18 protein-coding genes are annotated in these 17,615 nt (G+C 47.5%); 8 read left to right on the top strand and 10 right to left on the bottom strand.

Annotated elements, in window-relative coordinates; all coding sequences use genetic code 11:
- Positions 1–24 precede the first annotated feature (24 nt).
- Positions 25–2,418 carry a Lon protease family protein gene (locus tag H595_RS0102515; RefSeq protein ID WP_027669770.1) on the bottom strand — a complete coding sequence of 798 codons (2,394 nt, stop codon included), beginning with the start codon at positions 2,416–2,418 and terminating at the stop codon, positions 25–27.
- Positions 2,419–2,565: 147 nt separating this feature from the next.
- Here H595_RS0102515 and H595_RS0102505 point away from each other — a divergent pair, with 147 nt between their 5' ends.
- The 4 genes from H595_RS0102505 to H595_RS0102490 all read left to right on the top strand — a co-directional run bounded on the left by H595_RS0102505 (position 2,566) and on the right by H595_RS0102490 (position 4,898).
- Positions 2,566–2,841 (top strand): hypothetical protein, encoded by a 276-nt coding sequence (locus tag H595_RS0102505; protein ID WP_027669769.1) that lies wholly within the window; start codon positions 2,566–2,568, stop codon positions 2,839–2,841.
- Between the two features lie 95 nt (positions 2,842–2,936).
- On the top strand, positions 2,937–3,542 hold the full coding sequence (locus tag H595_RS0102500) for an HvfX family Cu-binding RiPP maturation protein (RefSeq protein ID WP_051219707.1): 606 nt from the start codon (positions 2,937–2,939) through the stop codon (positions 3,540–3,542).
- Entirely contained in the window at positions 3,539–4,204 is a 666-nt protein-coding gene (locus H595_RS0102495) for a sigma-70 family RNA polymerase sigma factor (protein WP_084153439.1), read from the top strand. Before H595_RS0102500 ends, H595_RS0102495 begins: the two co-directional genes overlap by 4 nt.
- Positions 4,197–4,898 carry a DUF3379 family protein gene (locus H595_RS0102490; RefSeq protein ID WP_027669766.1) on the top strand — a complete coding sequence of 234 codons (702 nt, stop codon included), beginning with the start codon at positions 4,197–4,199 and terminating at the stop codon, positions 4,896–4,898. The genes H595_RS0102495 and H595_RS0102490 overlap by 8 nt, the downstream gene beginning before the upstream one ends.
- Positions 4,899–5,041: 143 nt before the next feature.
- Here H595_RS0102490 and pnuC read toward each other — a convergent pair whose 3' ends face one another.
- The 9 genes from pnuC to H595_RS0102445 all read right to left on the bottom strand — a co-directional run bounded on the left by pnuC (position 5,042) and on the right by H595_RS0102445 (position 12,668).
- On the bottom strand, positions 5,042–5,629 hold the full coding sequence (gene pnuC / locus H595_RS0102485) for a nicotinamide riboside transporter PnuC (protein ID WP_027669765.1): 588 nt from the start codon (positions 5,627–5,629) through the stop codon (positions 5,042–5,044).
- A 15-nt stretch (positions 5,630–5,644) separates the two neighbouring features.
- Entirely contained in the window at positions 5,645–6,055 is a 411-nt protein-coding gene (locus tag H595_RS0102480; protein ID WP_037053475.1) for a DCC1-like thiol-disulfide oxidoreductase family protein, read from the bottom strand.
- Positions 6,056–6,112: 57 nt separating this feature from the next.
- Positions 6,113–6,823, bottom strand: a complete 711-nt coding sequence (locus H595_RS0102475; RefSeq protein WP_027669763.1) for a ZIP family metal transporter — start codon at positions 6,821–6,823, stop codon at positions 6,113–6,115.
- A 79-nt stretch (positions 6,824–6,902) separates the two neighbouring features.
- A complete protein-coding gene (locus H595_RS0102470; protein WP_027669762.1) occupies positions 6,903–7,598 on the bottom strand; it encodes an aspartate/glutamate racemase family protein in 696 nt (231 codons plus the stop codon).
- Positions 7,599–7,733: 135 nt separating this feature from the next.
- A complete protein-coding gene (locus H595_RS0102465; protein WP_027669761.1) occupies positions 7,734–8,084 on the bottom strand; it encodes a putative quinol monooxygenase in 351 nt (116 codons plus the stop codon).
- A gap of 55 nt (positions 8,085–8,139) precedes the next feature.
- Positions 8,140–9,591, bottom strand: coding sequence for a sodium:proton antiporter NhaD (gene nhaD / locus H595_RS0102460; RefSeq protein WP_051219706.1), 1,452 nt, complete (start codon positions 9,589–9,591; stop codon positions 8,140–8,142).
- Positions 9,592–9,716: 125 nt separating this feature from the next.
- Positions 9,717–10,571: a universal stress protein gene (locus H595_RS0102455; RefSeq protein ID WP_027669759.1), complete on the bottom strand. Its 855-nt coding sequence runs from the start codon at positions 10,569–10,571 to the stop codon at positions 9,717–9,719.
- A 28-nt stretch (positions 10,572–10,599) separates the two neighbouring features.
- A complete protein-coding gene (locus H595_RS0102450; RefSeq protein WP_027669758.1) occupies positions 10,600–12,084 on the bottom strand; it encodes a SulP family inorganic anion transporter in 1,485 nt (494 codons plus the stop codon).
- A 101-nt stretch (positions 12,085–12,185) separates the two neighbouring features.
- Positions 12,186–12,668 carry a zinc ribbon-containing protein gene (locus H595_RS0102445; RefSeq protein WP_027669757.1) on the bottom strand — a complete coding sequence of 161 codons (483 nt, stop codon included), beginning with the start codon at positions 12,666–12,668 and terminating at the stop codon, positions 12,186–12,188.
- Between the two features lie 135 nt (positions 12,669–12,803).
- Here H595_RS0102445 and leuS point away from each other — a divergent pair, with 135 nt between their 5' ends.
- From leuS to nadD, 4 genes are read left to right on the top strand one after another with little or no spacing between them, the layout of a single operon-like run.
- On the top strand, positions 12,804–15,395 hold the full coding sequence (gene leuS / locus H595_RS0102440) for a leucine--tRNA ligase (RefSeq protein WP_027669756.1): 2,592 nt from the start codon (positions 12,804–12,806) through the stop codon (positions 15,393–15,395).
- A gap of 1 nt (position 15,396) precedes the next feature.
- Positions 15,397–15,891: an LPS-assembly lipoprotein LptE gene (locus H595_RS0102435; protein WP_240474811.1), complete on the top strand. Its 495-nt coding sequence runs from the start codon at positions 15,397–15,399 to the stop codon at positions 15,889–15,891.
- A 19-nt stretch (positions 15,892–15,910) separates the two neighbouring features.
- Positions 15,911–16,954: a DNA polymerase III subunit delta gene (holA, locus tag H595_RS0102430; protein ID WP_027669754.1), complete on the top strand. Its 1,044-nt coding sequence runs from the start codon at positions 15,911–15,913 to the stop codon at positions 16,952–16,954.
- Positions 16,947–17,582 (top strand): nicotinate-nucleotide adenylyltransferase, encoded by a 636-nt coding sequence (gene nadD, locus H595_RS0102425; protein WP_027669753.1) that lies wholly within the window; start codon positions 16,947–16,949, stop codon positions 17,580–17,582. The genes holA and nadD overlap by 8 nt, the downstream gene beginning before the upstream one ends.
- Positions 17,583–17,615: the final 33 nt, after the last annotated feature.

Genomic DNA, 17,615 nt, shown 5'->3' with positions numbered 1-17,615 from the left:
AAGCCACATAACGATGTGAGATCGTTATTCTTCCTCTACCGCGCCGTTAACAATTTCTGCAATCTGCGCTAGCCGCGTCATCGCACGACCATTAACAGATTTTTTCGGGTACTGACCACGGCTATTTTTCGTACCGGCATCCACATCTGTCAGTAAGGTTAATGCCTCATCGACCGTTTTTACCGCGTATACATGAAACTTTTTAAGCTTAACGGCATTAATAACCTCGTCATTAAGCACTAAATTCAATTGGTTACTTACAGGGATAATAACACCTTGCTCACCGGTTAACCCCCTGCTTTGGCACAAGCGAAAATAGCCTTCAATTTTTTCGTTAACGCCGCCAATAGCTTGTACCTGCCCATGTTGGTTAATAGAACCGGTAACCGCCAGGCTTTGCTTTATCGGAATATCGGTAATGGCTGAAATTAATGCACACACTTCGGCTAATGACGCGCTATCGCCATCAATATGGCCATAGCTTTGCTCCATGGCAATATTGGCAGACAACGTCAGAGGAAACTCGCGCGCATATTTTGCGCCTAAATAACCGGTTAATAGCAACACCCCTTTGGAGTGAATGGCTTTACCCAATTCGACTTCACGTTCTATATCAATAACGCCGCTAGAGCCAGCAAATACGGTCGCGCTAATGTGCGCCGGTGTACCAAAAGCCGTATCACCAATTTCCAGTACCGTTAAGCCATTAATTTTACCGACGGCTAAACCCTCGGTATCAATTAAAATTTGGCCTTCCTGAATATCTTCCAGAAACCCTTCGCTGATGCGACCGGTTCGATGCTGCTTGCCTTTTAATGCTTGTTGAATATGTTCGGCTCCCAACAAAGAGCTACTTTGCTGTCCGGCGTAATAACACGCTTCGCGCACCAATTCGAGCACATCAGCAAAACGGGCTGACAATTTACGCTGATGCTCTGCCTGGCGAAAACTAAATAGTAGTAATTGTTTTAAACCAGGGGCGCTAAGCGCTTCAATATCAAGCAAGCGCATTTGTTCTTTAATTTGCATTGCCATATAACTCACTGTTTGCGGTGTATATGGCAGGTAATGTTCAAAATCTGCCAGCACACGAAACAGTTCGTTAAACTCATCATCTACGTCCTGGATCAGGTAATACAGATCACGTGATCCCAGCAACACCACCTTTACGTTCAACGGAATAGCTTTGGGGGTAATAATGGTAGAGTTGGTTACCGAGTGTTCAGACAAGGTATCAATAAGCAGCTCACCCGATTTCAGTGCCAGCTTAAGCGCATCCCAAAGTGCAGGCTGAGTTAATAACCTGTCCGCATCCAGAATTAAATAACCACCATTGGCCCGGTGTAGTGCACCGGGGCGTATCATCCGGTAATTGGTGTATAACGCACCACTTGCTGAATTGTATTCCACCCGGCCAAACAAGTTGCCATAGCTGGGGTTAGGTTCAAAAATGATGGGCGCACCAGACATGCTTTCATAATGAACTAACACATTAGGGACAAATTCTTCGATAAAAATTTCGCGATTGTCAGCCTCTTCCTGCTTTTCACCTTCTGACTCGTCCGGTAACAGTTCCAGAACCGCTTTTATCAGGTGGCTGCGCATTTCGCGGACATAACGCTGTACGCCAAGCTCTGCCGCGTAGTCATGCTCCAGCTGTTTTAACAATGGCTTTATGGCTTGCTCTATAGTGTCTTTGCGCAAAGTTCGCAAACTTTCCGACAGCTCACGCTTCCACTGCGGCAACTCAAGTAACTGCTCGTTTAAAATCGTTTCCAGCTCGCTGACTAAGCCATAAAAGTACTGACGTTGCTCGTCAGTTATTTTTGAAAACTCCTGATCATCCAGCGGCTTACCATCAATAATGGGAGAAAAGCTCACTGCGCCGTTGTCTTCGTACAGTACAACGTCTTTTTCCAGTGCTTTTTTCTCCACCAACTCAATGGCGTGTTCGTATTTGTCGTCAAACGCGCGAGCTATGGCTTTTTTCTTACGCTGATAACCCGGGTTGTCAAACGCCGCCGGAAAGGTATCCAGTAACTCGTCAATCAGTCCCTCGATTTTCTTTACCAGCACCTTGCCTTCACCTGGCAACAAACGTAGCGTGTTGGGCACACGCTCATCATCAAAGTTATTCAGATAACACCATTCTTCCGGTGTAGCTTTTTCACTGGCCGCTTGCTGCAGAACATCTTGCACCAGGGTAAAACGGCCTAGTGCGGGCTCCCCCATTACATAGAGGTTGTAACCCGGCATGTCCATACCAATGGCGAACGCCAGTGCAGATTTTGCCCTGTCCTGGCCTATAAACGCCGGGATAAGTTGTTTTACCTCCAGCGCTTGCTTAATCAGTTTGCTGTCCAATTGTGGACTGAGTTGCTGAACTGTCAGGGCCAGAGTGTGTGCGTGATGGGTCATGTATTACCTTAGCTTAACCAGCTGTTATGCCCGCTATACTAGCAAAAATGGGCCTTACTGTGCTGGTCATTTTTATTGTTTGGCTAAAGAAATCATTGCCGCAGTCGATACGGTGTTTACCAAGGCAAAGAAAACATGGAGCCCGCAATGAACGAGACTTACCGCTTAGAGAAAATTCGCAACCTGGGCGTACGCTTACAGGAACTGGAATTGGTGGCATTAACACCGGGTAAATCTTACGCCAGCGCCGCACTTAACTTTTTGTTTGCCGATCATGAATTGGAGCGACCTTTTGGTATGCCGCTGGAACACACGTTAAAAACGTTGGGTGAGGCCATTGTTGCCAAGCGCAAAGTGCGTTTTACCACCTTAGATGCAGATGCAGTTATTGATTTTTTTTGCCGTTTGTACCGCGTGCACTAACCTGTTCCTCGCACAGTAAATTGCTGCTGTGCTGAAATATTCTTTCTGTCCTGCCGTTCTTATACCTCAGTAAAGCATTATTTGAGTAAGTACCCATGCAGGCTGTTGTTCACTTTTATCATCACACCATAGCGCAAAGCCAATATCTGTCGGGCTTAGCCCCATTGTTGCTGCGGCTATATTTGGCACCGGTGTTACTGCAAGCCGGCTGGAATAAATACCAACATTTTGACAATACCGTTGCCTGGTTCGCCAACGCCGACTGGGGGCTTGGTTTGCCCATGCCCACGTTGATGGCGGCTTTGGCAATTGGCGCAGAAATAATAGGTGCTTTGCTATTACTGTTGGGTTTATTAACCCGTCTTGCTACCTTGCCACTCATGGTAACCATGTTGGTCGCTATTTTTGCGCTACACTGGCCCAATGGTTGGCTCGCCATTGCCGACAGTAGTAGTTGGCTGGCAAACCAGCAGGTTATTGATTCGGCACAACAACTTAGCGCAGCCAGAGGTTTGTTACAAGAGCATGGTCACTACGATTGGCTGACTAAAAACGGACAATTCGTCATATTGAACAATGGCATTGAATTCGCTGCAACCTACTTTGTTATGTTATTCAGCCTGTTTTTTAGTGGTGGTGGACGCTATACCAGTCTCGATCACTTTATTGGCCGCTTGCAAGCCGGCAAGGCACAAGCATGAATAACATTCATTTTTTGCCTACTACGCAAAATAGCGCTAGGCTGGCAACTAACTCAGCTGCAAACGAATTATCCTCTATGAGTGAGCCCTTAGTAAAACTCGTGACACAAGCTAACGCTGCGTCAGCTAATGTAACGGCGCTGTTCAAGCTCAGTGATAGCAAAACTCACCGCTATGAAAAGTTAGTGCAACATTATCATGCAGATCTGTATCGCTATGCCTACTGGTTATGCAAAGACCCGGATATCGCTCAAGACTTAGTACAAGACACCTTTTTGCGCGCCTGGAAAAGTCTGGACAGTTTGTTAGACCCTGGTGCAGCAAAAGCCTGGCTGATAACCATTTTGCGGCGAGAGAATGCAAGGCGGTTTGAACGTAAACAATTTGACTACGACGACGTAACGGAGCAAGACAGTCTGGTTGATGTCACTCAAAGCAGTGCTGAACAACATTGCGACAATGACTTGCTGCGTAAACGCATAGCCATGTTACCGCAAGAGTACCGCGAACCTATAGTGCTGCAGGCCTTGGGAGGGTTCAGCAGCGACGAGATAGCCAACTTACTGCAGTTAAATGTGAATACCGTCAATACCCGACTGTTTCGCGCTCGTAAGATGTTACATGACAGTCTTTCAGCGCAAGGGGAGCCCAGCAATGGATAATTTAGAACTACAGCGTATCTTGCTAGCCAATCCGTTTAGCACGCACCCTGATGTGTTAGCCGCCTTAGCACAAGATGCCGATTTACAACAGTTTGCTGCAGAGTTGCAACAACAAGAGCGCGAGTTAGAAGATGCATTGCAGGTGCCGATACCCCCAATGCTGGCAGAGCGATTACTGCAACTGCCTGAACAGCAGCCAAAATCACACCGACGCTGGTTTGCCCCCTTAGCAATGGCCGCTAGCATCGCATTGGTATCGGTACTGGGGATACAACTGTACCAGGAGAGTTTTGCCACTGATCTTGGCAGCCATGCACTAGCACATGTGTACCACGAAGAAAATTTTATGCTCAGCCACACCAGCGCACAGCCATTGGCAGACGTAAACCTGAAACTAGCCGATTTCAGCGCCAGCTTACAAGATTGGCAGGACGAAATTATATACGCCCGGTATTGCACGTTTCAGGGCGTACGGTCATTACATCTGGCGGTTAAAACGGACAGCGGCTATGCCACTATTTTTGTCGTGCCCAAAGACGCCGAGCTTTCCTATAGCGAACATTTCGCAGATGATCAGTATCAGGGGTTAACACTGGCGATGGCAAAGGCGAATATCGTTATTGTTAGCAGCAATGCGTCAGACTTAAAGCAGCTACCGAAAAAGTTAACCGATAAACTTATCTTTTCGGCATAACAAGCACAGTGTTTTTTAACCACAGCTAAATATCACCAGCTTGCTGTTATTAAACCGATGAAGGCCATGGATGGCTGCTGTGTTGACGTGAGCAAATAGCATTATGCGTCATGCTAAACGGGTGGTATCAGCACTGGCATTTTTCAATTACCACGCTGTACTTCCCCGTCAATTTCCTCTCTGCGGCTAAGCTTGCGCCACATATATAAGCCATACCAGGCATTAAACCAAAACCCAATGTAGACGATAGCCGTAAGCTGCAAGTCACGTGAAAAGTACAACGGCACTGCCAGCGTATTGACCACAAGCCAGAACCACCAGGTTTCCAGTTTACGGTTCATCAGCAAAAACTGCGCAATAACACTGAACATTAAAATGGCCGAGTCAATAAACGGCGCATAGGCGTCCGTTAACCGATGCAGCATATAGCCGTATAGCACGGTAACAAAGAGTGCCAGCGCACTATATCCTGCCAGCCTTTTTATAGGCGTTTGGCTAACGTGTTTAGTACCACTGGCACGGCCCCATTGGTACCATCCAATCAGATTGGTTGCAGTAAAAAACAGCATTAGCAATACTTCAGCATACAGCTGAACCTGATAAAACAAACCGGCAAATAATATGCAGCCAATAATGCCTAACCACCACGTATGAATGCTATTGCGCGCCGCCAAAAACACCGCTAACAAGTAAAAGCCGTTTGCGGCATATTCCAGATACGTTAGATCCATTTAACTTCCATAGTATTAAAAGCGGTCATTGTTACTCACCCCAAGATTATTAATTTTGCGCTTTCTCATCAGCTTTAGCAGTAAGTTACGGCAGCTGCGTAACACCGGATAAAGCCACTTAGCAACCCGCTGTGATTTAAATAAATGGTAATTTAACCGGTTAAATATACCGCTGCGGCTACTAAGTAGTGAAAGCATATATACCGCATCACTGCCGTAATACCAGTTTTCATCCAGTTTTAGCACCATTCCCTGGTCAATATCTAAACCCTGTGCGGTAATGTGCTGCATAATGTCACTGTCTTCACGGGCGTTAACCAACTTAAGCTCGCCAAGGCTCTGCCGCACACGCACTATCTGACAATACGCATTGCAGGCAGGACAATCTTTGTCGTATATCAATACAATTTCTGCGTGCTTTGCCACCCTAGCACTCCATTTTTCATAGTCCGTTTTCTACCAATATGTGCCGCAAAAGCATTATTAGTACGCCAGCATAAAACCAACCATGCCCAAGACAAACCCCAGCACGGTGCCCATTGGCGGCCCCCAATGGCGCTCAAGTTTAACGTTTGGCGCCATATCCTGAAACACGGCATAAAGTATACCACCGGCGGCAAACAACATAATGGCACTGACAATTTCAACCGCATCATGCAGCCATAAATAGCCAGCAAGGCCAGCGGCTGGCCCCAACAAGGCCATCAGCGCAAAACTACCAATTAACCGTGGGCCAGAGGTAAACCGGTTGCGTAATTCACGATAAGCATTAAAGCCTTCAGGCAGGTTTTGTAGTGCAATAATACCCGCCAGCAACAGCGCCATTTGGGGATTGGCACTAAACGTCGCCCCCAATGCGATAGATTCGGGGATAAAATCTGCCAGCATCGCCGCTAACTGACTAGCGGGTGTATTCGCCTTTTGCAGCACAATATCCAGCAACATAAAACCAAAGCCACCCGCGATGAACCACAATGCCGCGCTGTTTGCACTTTGGTGCTTGATCCCTTCCGGCACCAGTACTAATGCAACGGCAGACAATAATGCGCCTGCACCAAACGCCAGCACACTGTGGCGAAATTCTTGCTCCAGCCAATCTGAGTGAATATTTTCAACAGCGGCTATAACGGCCCCTAATGGCATCGCTAAACCGGCACCTAGCGTTACTAACAAAATGATTAGCAAGGCATCCATATGCTTTCTCCACTATTCATTTACGCGGTAGCTTCCTTAACCATCAATAGTGACAGCCAAAAAAACACGCAGCACCGTATTAGTCCTGTAGCGCAAAATCGGCTGCTGCATTAGCGTGAATTAAGCTGGTATCAAATAACGGCACGGCAGCATCAGCTTTGCCCACCAATAAACCAATTTCAGTACACCCAAGAATGATGCCATCCACCCCTTGCCAGCCAAGGCCAGCCATCATCTTGCGCAGGGCCTGCTTCGACTCCGGGTTAATAATACCCTGACACAATTCCTGATAAATAATCTGATGCAAGCTATCTCGCTCCGCCTCGTTGGGCAAAACAACCTCTATGCCATGATGCTCACTTAGTCGTTCACGGTAAAACGGCTGCTCCATGGTAAATTTAGTACCCAGCAGCCCCACCCGGTTGCAACCCGCTTGCTTTATCGCAGTGGCCGTAGCATCGGCGATATGTAATAGCGGAATAGTCACCGAGGCCTCAATCTGCGCGGCTACTTTATGCATAGTATTTGTACAAAGCACAATGCAATCTGCGCCAGCGGCCTCAAGTGAGCGTGCTGCATTGGCCAGCAATTCACCGGCAGCATCCCAATCTCCGGCCTGCTGTAAGCGCTCTATGTCATGAAAATCAACGCTATATAAAATACATTTAGCCGAGTGCAGCCCGCCCAGTTGCCGTTTTACCGCTTCGTTAAGCTGTCGGTAATAAGGCACCGTCGACTCCCAGCTCATACCACCTATCAGGCCTATGGTTTTCATCGTAAAACTCTCTGCGTATTAGATAGACATAAAGTGGCGTAAAAGCAGGTAAACTGCAATAACTGGCTAGAGATAAGTCGGATACGGCGGTAAAAAAAAGCCCTGCATTTCAAGGCTTTTTGTAAATTTTAACAATCAGCCTAGCTTAGGCGCATCGAAGTTAGCCGGTTCGTCACTGTAAACACACACATTCCAGTCTTGCGCCAGGCCATCTTCGGCTAAGCAATAGGTGTCGAAAAAGTGCTTTATTTCAGCGCGTTGGCAGTGCGCTTCAAAACTCTCTATGTCGGCCCATATTTCATTAAAGGCGATTGGAAAGCTTTTACCTTCGGCAAACGGGCTGGCAATTTGCCGGGTTACAATGTACTGCAAACAACCGTCTTCACGGTTGCTGTTAGGCTCTAAGCTTTGCAGCACCTTAAATAACTGTTCCGCTTTGCCGGGTTTAGGCAAAAACTGCGCAATACAATACACTTTCTTTGACATAAAGGATCCTTTTACAAGAGCGTCGCGGCCTTCACCGCGACACGTGTTTTAGTAGCTAATGTCCACTTGGGCTGCCGAAAATCTGAAACACATCGGCATTTAAATATAAATGCGTCAGCACGCTTGCACCGTATCCAAGCAAAATAACCGGCGCCCACTTTAAATGACCAACGAAGGTATAGTAGCCACGTGCTTGGCCCATTAATGCAACACCGGCTGCAGAGCCTATAGATAGCAAACTACCGCCCACACCAGCGGTTAAAGTAATCAGTAACCATTGCCCGTGAGACATGTCGGGTTGCATAGTAAGCACCGCAAACATCACCGGTATGTTATCTACCACCGATGACATTAAGCCTAAAATAACGTTGGCGGTGGTAGGGTTGCCATTACCGTACAAACTGGTAGATAGCATTTCCAGATAACCAATATAGCCAAGGCCACCAACACAGGTTACCACGCCGTAAAAAAACAATAAGGTGTCCCATTCAGCTCGGGCTATACGGTTAAATACGTCAAACGGTACAATTTGCCCCAAGGCGCGCAGGCGCTCTTTGTCGCCTTCGCGTTCGGCCATCGCCCGTTTGCGCGCCAATGAGCCTGGCAACGTTTTGCGCAAAAAGAAACCAAAGAACTGCAGTAAACCTAAGCCGGTCATCATGCCTAACACTGGCGGTAAATCTAACCAGGAATGGTAAAGCACGGCAATGGCGATGGTGGTTAAAAACAGCGTTAAAATACGCAGGGCACCGCGCTTTAACTCAACATCTTCTTGCAGAGCTGCCGGGTAGCGGCGCTCTACGAAGAAACTCATAATGATAGCTGGCACCAAATAGTTAACGACAGCCGGGATAAATAAGGTAAAGAATTCATTAAAGGTAACAATACCCGCCTGCCAAACCATTAGCGTGGTGATGTCACCAAAGGGTATAAACGCACCACCAGCATTAGCCGCTACAACGATGTTAACGCAGGTTAGATTAATAAAGCGCTTATCGCCTTCAGCCACCTTCATTACGACTGCGCACATTAGCATTGCCGTGGTCATGTTGTTGGCGAACGAAGAGATGACAAAGGCTAATACACCACTTATCCAAAACAAGGTGCGATAACTAAAGCCCCGTCGTATCATCCAAGCGCGCAGTGCATCAAATAAACGCCGCTCCTCCAGTGCACTGATATAGGTCATCGCAACTAGCAAAAACAGCATCAACTCGGCAAATTCAAGCAGAGTATGGCGAAACGCGTCCGCAGTAACATCGGGTATGCCGTCCTGCATATAGCGCCAGGCAATAAGTGCCCAAATAAGCCCCGCCGCGACCAACACCGGTTTAGATTTTCGCAGATGAATTTTTTCCTCTGCCATTACCAGCAGATACGCCAGAGCGAACAGCACTAACGAGACAATACCAATAGGTGATAAGGTCAGATCCAGGCTTCCGGTTGCGGCAAACGCCGCCGGAGAAAACCCCGCACACAGCAACAGGCACAGCAGAAACAGCTTCACGGTTTTACCCTCAGGTTAGAACGAATAAAATCCGGCGGATACCGGGCGGTTAGTATAAAACAAACTCAGTTAGAATAATTGCTCAACTTACAGCAAAAAAACCGGCCAATAGCCGGGTTTAGGGTTTAACGTAAGATCAACAAAGAACACTTCGCTTTGCAGATCATGGCAGTGGTGGTACTGCCAACAATAAATTGCCGGATCCGGGAATGACCATAGGCCCCCATCACCATTAAATCGATTACATGCTCTTGTTGATACTGGTGCAGCACCGTTTCAGGCTCACCCGCTACAATGGCTGTTTTGGTATCAAAACCGGCTGTACGTAAAATCTGTTCGGCGGTGTCCATTTGACAACGAGCCGCTTCAACATCAGCACCGGCCATCACTAGGTGTACAGGTAAACCGCGCCCTAATGGGCTGGCGGCTAGCATTTCCAAGCCTTTTAAAGCGGTGGCACTGCCATCGTAGGCCAACATAATACGTTTAGGTTCGGTATAACTCTGCTGCGTTAACAGTATTGGCTTATGCAAGCTGCGGATCACACGCTCAACATGTAATCCCATATGGCCGTGCGCTTCTGCACTGCTAAAACCGCGCTTGCCTAATACCAGCAAGCGGGTTTCGTCTTCAAGCTCAGTTAATGTTTCCACCAATTGACCATGGCGTAAACGCTCGTCTACCGCTTTTACACCGGCCTGTTCCGCACGTGACTTAGCCGCATCTAAAATACTACGACCGCGGGCTAGCGCCAGTCTGCTGTGTTTTTCATCCAGCTCAGCCAGTTGCTGTAACAATAATTCCTGTGAGCCAAGGCCTATGCTGCCACTTAAATCTGGTGTATGAGTGTGTTGCGCTTTATCGAGGATATGTACCACAGACATTGCAACATCAAGCTTTTTCGCTGCCCATACGGCATAATCGCAAACGGCTTCGGCATAAGGTGAGGCATCAATACACGCCAGTACTTTTTTAGTCATTACTTTGCTCCGTAGTCCAGTTTACTTATCAGTGGCCCATCAGCTTTTCAACGGCATCAGGCTGATTGTGCACACCAAATTTATCCACTAAGGTGGCACTGGCCTCGTTTAAACCAATTAGCTCTACTTTGGTGCCTTCACGGCGAAACTTCAGCACCACTTTGTCCAGTGAACTGATGGCGGTAATATCCCAAAAGTGTGCCCGGCTCAAATCAATTTGCACCTGCTCTACGGCCTCTTTAAAGTTAAAACCGGCGATAAAATGCTCCGCCGAGGTAAAAAACACCTGACCAACCACCTGGTATTGGCGTTGATGGCCGTCTGCGCTGAGTTTCGAGCCAATAAACAGTATTTTGCCCACTTTGCTGGCAAAAAACAGCGCACTAAATAACACGCCAACTAACACGCCATAGGCCAGGTTATGCGTAAACACGGTAACAATAACGGTGGCTATCATCACTACACTAGAGCTTTTAGGGTTGGTGCGTAAATCTTTAATTGAGCCCCAGTTAAAGGTACCAATAGACACCATGATCATAATGGCCACCAAGGCGGCCATAGGAATTAAACCGACCCACGCATCTAAAAACACAATTAAAATTAATAAAAACACACCCGCTAACAGAGTGGATAAGCGAGTACGACCGCCTGATTTTACGTTAATGATAGACTGGCCAATCATGGCACAACCTGCCATACCACCAATAAGCCCTGAGCCAATATTGGCGATGCCCTGACCAACACACTCACGGTTTTTATCGCTGCTGGTGTCGGTTAAGTCATCCACGATGGTGGCGGTCATTAATGACTCCAAAATCCCCACTACAGCCAGCGCCAAAGCATACGGAAAAATAATAATAAGTGTATTCAACGTTAGTGGAACTTCAGGCCATAAAAATATCGGTAAGCTGTCAGGTAACTCGCCCATATCAGCCACAGTGCGAATATCAAAACCAAAATATATCGCTAATGCAGTTAATACTAAAATGCATACCAACGGCGAAGGAACGGCTTTAGTGACATAGGGAAACAAGTAAATAATCGCCAGGCCCAGCGCGGTCATACCGTAGACCAGAGCCGTACCATGCTGACCGCTTAGTTCGGGCAATTGCGCCATAAATATCAAAATAGCCAATGCATTGACAAAGCCGGTGACCACTGAACGCGAGACAAAGCGCATTAAATCGCCTAGCTTAAAATAGCCGAAAATAATTTGTAGTAAGCCGGTAAGTAAGGTTGCAGCCAACAGGTATTGTAAGCCATGCTCACGCACTAGCGTGACCATAACCAACGCCATGGCACCCGTCGCAGCTGAGATCATCGCAGGACGACCACCCGCAAAGGCAGTTATTACCGCTATGCAAAATGAAGCATATAACCCTACCTTGGGATCAACTCCGGCAATAATGGAAAATGCGATAGCTTCAGGTATCAACGCCAAGGCGACTACCAGCGCTGAAAGCACATCACCGCGCAGGTTAGAAAACCAGTGTTGTTTTAAGTACATAAGCATGACAGGCGCCGATTAAGCAAAACAGAGGGCGCATATTCTAGCAATAATCAGCCCGTCTGCCCACCCGTAAACTAGCTTTGTTGGCGTATTATGTATTAGCCTTAAACCGGTAAGCCTTCACGAAAAAACTGCACACCACCGCAATCATTGCATACCAGTAATTCTGTAGGGTGAGTATAGTCGATGTGCTGCAAGCAATGGCTGCAGCGATAACGACCCATACCAACCACTTCGCCCTGATAATAAACACCCTGATGCTTGAAATCCTGCACCAACTCTTGCCATTCCAACTGGCTTTTGTCGGTAATACTACTTAGCTCTTGCCACAATGCCTCTGGCCACAGTGAAGGCGGTTCATGGGCTTTTTGTGCAAGCTCTTGCTCATTGTGCTCCTGCCACTGCCGTTTTAGCGTTTCGACAAACAAGGTCGTTTCATAGGCACTTAAATCCTTACCAGCCTTTAAATAGGCTTTAAATTGCTCGACAAAATGCACCATACTGTCCAACTGCAACTGATCATTTTGCTGTAAAGTGCGGTTAAATTCGCTAAGCCACTGCTGATATCGCTTCACAAAATCTGTCATTACGCCTCCTGTTATGTAAAACAAGTATAGACAATGCGCTGCTTATTGTTGTCAATACGCCTCTGCGGTATGCTATGGGTACTTTTTTGCCGTAATTGCGGCAGCTGTACTAACCCCCTTTTTCGGAAGACCTGAATGCAAGAACAATATAACCCGCAGCAGATTGAAACTGCTCTGCAGCAGCAATGGGAAGATACCAACGCTTTTAACGTGACAGAAGATGACAGTAAAGAAAAGTTTTACTGTCTCTCAATGTTCCCATACCCAAGCGGGCGCTTGCATATGGGCCATGTGCGCAATTACACCATTGGTGACGTGGTTAGTCGTTTTCAGCGTATGCAGGGTAAAAATGTTATGCAGCCAATGGGCTGGGATGCCTTTGGTCTACCTGCAGAAAACGCCGCTATTAACCATAAAACGGCACCAGCAAAATGGACTTACGAAAATATCGACTACATGCGCACCCAATTAAAGCGCCTGGGTTTTGGCTATGACTGGAACCGTGAAGTGGCCACCTGCAAGCCAGAATACTACAAGTGGGAACAATGGTTTTTCACCAAACTGTATGAAAAAGGCCTGGTATACAAAAAAATGGCCACGGTTAACTGGGATCCGGTAGATCAATGTGTACTGGCAAACGAGCAGGTTATTGACGGTCGCGGCTGGCGGTCAGGTGCCTTGGTAGAACAGCGCGAATTAGCACAGTGGTTTATTAAGATTACCGCCTATGCAGAAGAATTGTTGCAAGATTTAGATCAGTTAGATGGCTGGCCAGAACAAGTTAAAACCATGCAGAAAAACTGGATTGGCCGCTCAGAAGGCGTTGAGATCCGGTTTGATATTGCCAACACAAAAGACAGTTTAACCGTGTACACCACCCGGCCAGATACGCTATACGGTGTAACCTATGTTGCGGTAGCAGCACAGCACCCTTTGGCACAACACGCCGCTGCAACAAATGCAGAACTGGCCGCCTTTATTGAAGACTGTAAAGGCGGGAAAATGGCCGAGGCTGAACTGGCTACCATGGAGAAAAAAGGCTGCGCTACAGGCATCTTTGCCGTGCATCCGCTTACAGGTGAGCAAGTTCCGGTATGGGTAGCCAACTTTGTATTAATGGATTATGGCTCTGGTGCCGTAATGGCGGTGCCCGGCCATGATCAACGTGATTACGAATTTGCCAGCAAATATAAATTGCCTATCAAGCAAGTTGTTGCGCCAGCTCCGGACAGTGCACAGGATTGCGATTTATCCAGCGCCGCTTTTACCGAAAAAGGTGTACTGGTTAACTCTGGCGAATTTGATGGTTTAGCCTTTGAGCCAGCCTTTAACGCCATTGCCGATAAACTCGCCGCAATCGGCCGCGGCGAAGTTAAAGTGAATTATCGCCTGCGCGACTGGGGCGTTTCACGCCAACGTTATTGGGGCACGCCTATTCCTATGCTAAACCTGGCAGATGGCAGCCAGGTACCCGTACCAGAAGGCCAACTGCCAGTGCGTTTGCCTGAAGATGTGGTAATGGACGGGGTAACCTCGCCGATTAAAGCCGACCCCAATTGGGCAAAAACCACCTATAACGGTGCTGATGCCTGGCATGAAACAGACACCTTCGACACCTTTATGGAGTCGAGCTGGTACTATGCCCGTTACTGCAGCCCTGATCACGATAAAGCTATGCTGGACCCGGCCAAAGCCAATTATTGGCTGCCGGTAGATCAGTATATAGGCGGTATTGAACATGCAATTTTGCACCTGTTATACAGCCGTTTCTTTCACAAATTACTGCGCGATGTTGGCTTAGTAAATTCTGACGAACCGTTTAAACGCCTGTTATGTCAAGGCATGGTGTTGGCTGAAACCTTTTATCGCGAAAGCGAAAATGGTGGTAAGCAGTGGTTCTCGCCGCAGGATGTTACTGTTAGCCGCGATGAAAAAGGCCGCATTTTAACTGCTGTGTTAAACAGCGATAACCAACCTGTTGTTGCCTCTGGCATGAGTAAGATGTCAAAGTCGAAAAACAATGGTATCGATCCACAGAAGGTTATCGACCTGTATGGCGCGGACACGGTGCGTTTATTTATGATGTTTACTGCACCACCAGAGCAAACATTAGAGTGGTCTGACTCAGCAGTTGAAGGTGCACACCGTTTTATTAAACGTATTTATGCCCTGGTTACTGACTTTGTCGCTGCTGGTAACGTGGGGACACTTGACATCAACGCGTTGAATAATGATCAGAAAACGCTGCGCCGCGAACTGCATAAAACCCTTGCCAAGGTGTCAGATGACATTGGCCGGCGCTACACCTTTAACACTGCTATTGCCGCTATTATGGAATTGAGCAATAAACTACAAAAAGCCAGTTTATCGACAGAGCTTGACCGAGCTGTGATGCAAGAAGCCGTTTTAGCGTTATTGCAAATGTTAAACCCAATAACGCCGCATGTAGCACAATACCTGTGGGCACAACTTGGGCAACAGCATGGCATTGAGCAAACGCCTTGGCCAGAAACTGACACTGCCGCCATGGTAGAAGACGAAAAGCTGGTGGTGGTTCAGGTAAACGGTAAAGTACGCGGCAAAGTCACGGTCGCCGCGAATGCCGATCAGGACGCTGTGCTAAATGCCGCAAAAACGGACGACAATGTTTGTCGCCACCTTGAGGGCGTTACAGTACGTAAAGTGATTTACGTACCGGGTAAATTGCTGAACCTGGTGGTGGGCTAGTATGGTCCGCTTCAGTGCAATGCGGCTGCTGAAATGTGGTGTGCTACTTAGTAGCATGTTGCTAAGTAGCTGCGGCTTTCATCTGCGCGGTGATTTACCCCTTAGCCATTTCCCGGCGATGCATGTTCAAAGTCAGCGTCATTCTGAACTAGCCTCGTTACTAAGCACCAGGTTGGAGCAAAACAATGTGCAACTGCTGAAAAGTTATCAGCAGTCTGCACCGGTACTACAACTCATTGACGACACCCTTGAGCGACGCACCCTGTCATTATTCCCTAATGGCCAGGTCGCTGAGTACGAGCTAATTTATAGAGTGCGCTATGCACTCACCATGCCTGAAGGTGAACCACAAAACTATCAATTTGAGCTGTTCCGCGATTATCAGGACGACCCAAACCAAGCGTTAGCGAAAGCCAAAGAGCTGGAATTGATGCTGGGCGAACTTCGCCAGCAGGCCGCCAACCGCATTATGCGTCAATTGTCCCGGCTGCATTGATGCGCATTGGGCAAGGTTGATGCAAAAACTGTATGCCAATCAATTACCCCAGCATTTAGCTGGTGCGCTAGCGCCCTGCTACTTGCTGTTTGGTGATGAACCACTGCAAAAACTTGAAGCCATTGACGCCATTCGCGCTGCAGCCAAACAAAAAGGCTTTGCTGAACGCATTAGCCTGACTGCCGATACGCAATTTGATTGGAATGAACTCAACAACGAGCTTCAAGCGATGTCATTATTTGCTGAAAAACGGCTTATTGAATTAGAACTGGCACAGCAAAAGCTGTCCACTGCAGCAAATGAACAGTTAAAAGCGCTACCTCAACAGTTACATCAGGACATTATTCTGCTTATTCATGGCGATCGCAGCCATAGCGAAGTCAGTAAGCTGGCCTGGTTTAAGCAATTGCAAAACCAAGCGGTACAAGTACCCGTTTATCCGTTGGATGAGCGTCAAAGTATGCAATGGTTAAAAGAACGCGCCCGACAACTCCAGCTGCAGCTCAGTAGTGACGCACTGACATTGTTACAACAGCACTGTGCGGGCAACCTTTTAGCTGCAAGGCAAGAACTGGAAAAATTGGCACTGAGTAATATTGACCAGCCGCTGGATGCCGCCTCACTTAGTCAGTTTTTAGCTGACCATTCAAACTTTACCGTGTTTCAGTTAGTTGATGCTATCTTGCAAGGCCAAACCCACGATGCGTTGCACAAGCTGCAGCGTTTGTGTCAGCAAGATGTCGAACCGGTGATTATCGCCTGGCAACTGCAAAAAGAAGTACTACAACTGCGACAACTGCAACAGGCTGAGAAGCACAACCTCAATAATCTCTTTAAAACGTTGGCTATCTGGCCAAAGCGCCAACCGCTGTATCAACAGGCGTTAAAACGGCTCTCCATTAACTGGTTGGATTATCTGCTACAAGAACTGGCAGCATTCGACCGGCTATATAAAGGAGGTCGCCTGAGTAATACTGACGTTGCACTAGCACACCTGGTTACCTTGTTTATTCAGCCAGTACCTAAAGCGTTTTCACTGCAACAACAGGCGGGATATGACTAAGCATATTGGCATTCTGGGGGGAACTTTTGACCCGGTACACCTGGGACACGTTAGCTGTGCTCGCTTCGTGCAGCAGCACTGTCAACTTGACGAAGTTAGACTAATGCCATGCCATTTACCTGCACATCGCGCCACACCTGGTGCAACCAGTGAACAACGCGCCGCTATGGTAACACTGGCGATACAATCTTACCCAAGGCTTTCATTGGAAAGGCTGGAGCTGGACAAGCAAAGCGCGTCTTACACCGCAGACAGTTTAGCATTGCTCACCCACCGCGAACCCAACAGCCGTTTCTACTTTATTATTGGCATGGACTCACTTTGCTACTTCCAACAGTGGAAAGACTGGCAAGGTATTTTAAAGCAGGCCCATATTTTGGTATGCCAACGGCCAGGATATAGCGCGGCAGAGGGTGATGCGCCATTCCTATTGCAGCACTATGGCATCAACAATGTAACGTCGCTGAAACAGGTTAGTGCCGGTAAAATTTTACTGCTTGATAACCCACTTCACGCCATCAGTGCCAGCCATATTCGTCAACAACTTGTTAGCGCTAACCCAGGCACTGACACTTTAGATCCTGTCGTATTGAACTATATTGCTACACAACAACTCTATCAGGCGTAAGAGCTATCGCCAGACGTAAACTATGCTAAAATG

The sequence above is a fragment of the Rheinheimera baltica DSM 14885 genome (genome assembly GCF_000425345.1).
Classification (GTDB): Bacteria; Pseudomonadota; Gammaproteobacteria; order Enterobacterales; family Alteromonadaceae; genus Alishewanella; species Alishewanella baltica.
This window is presented reverse-complemented; position numbering and strand designations above follow the sequence as displayed.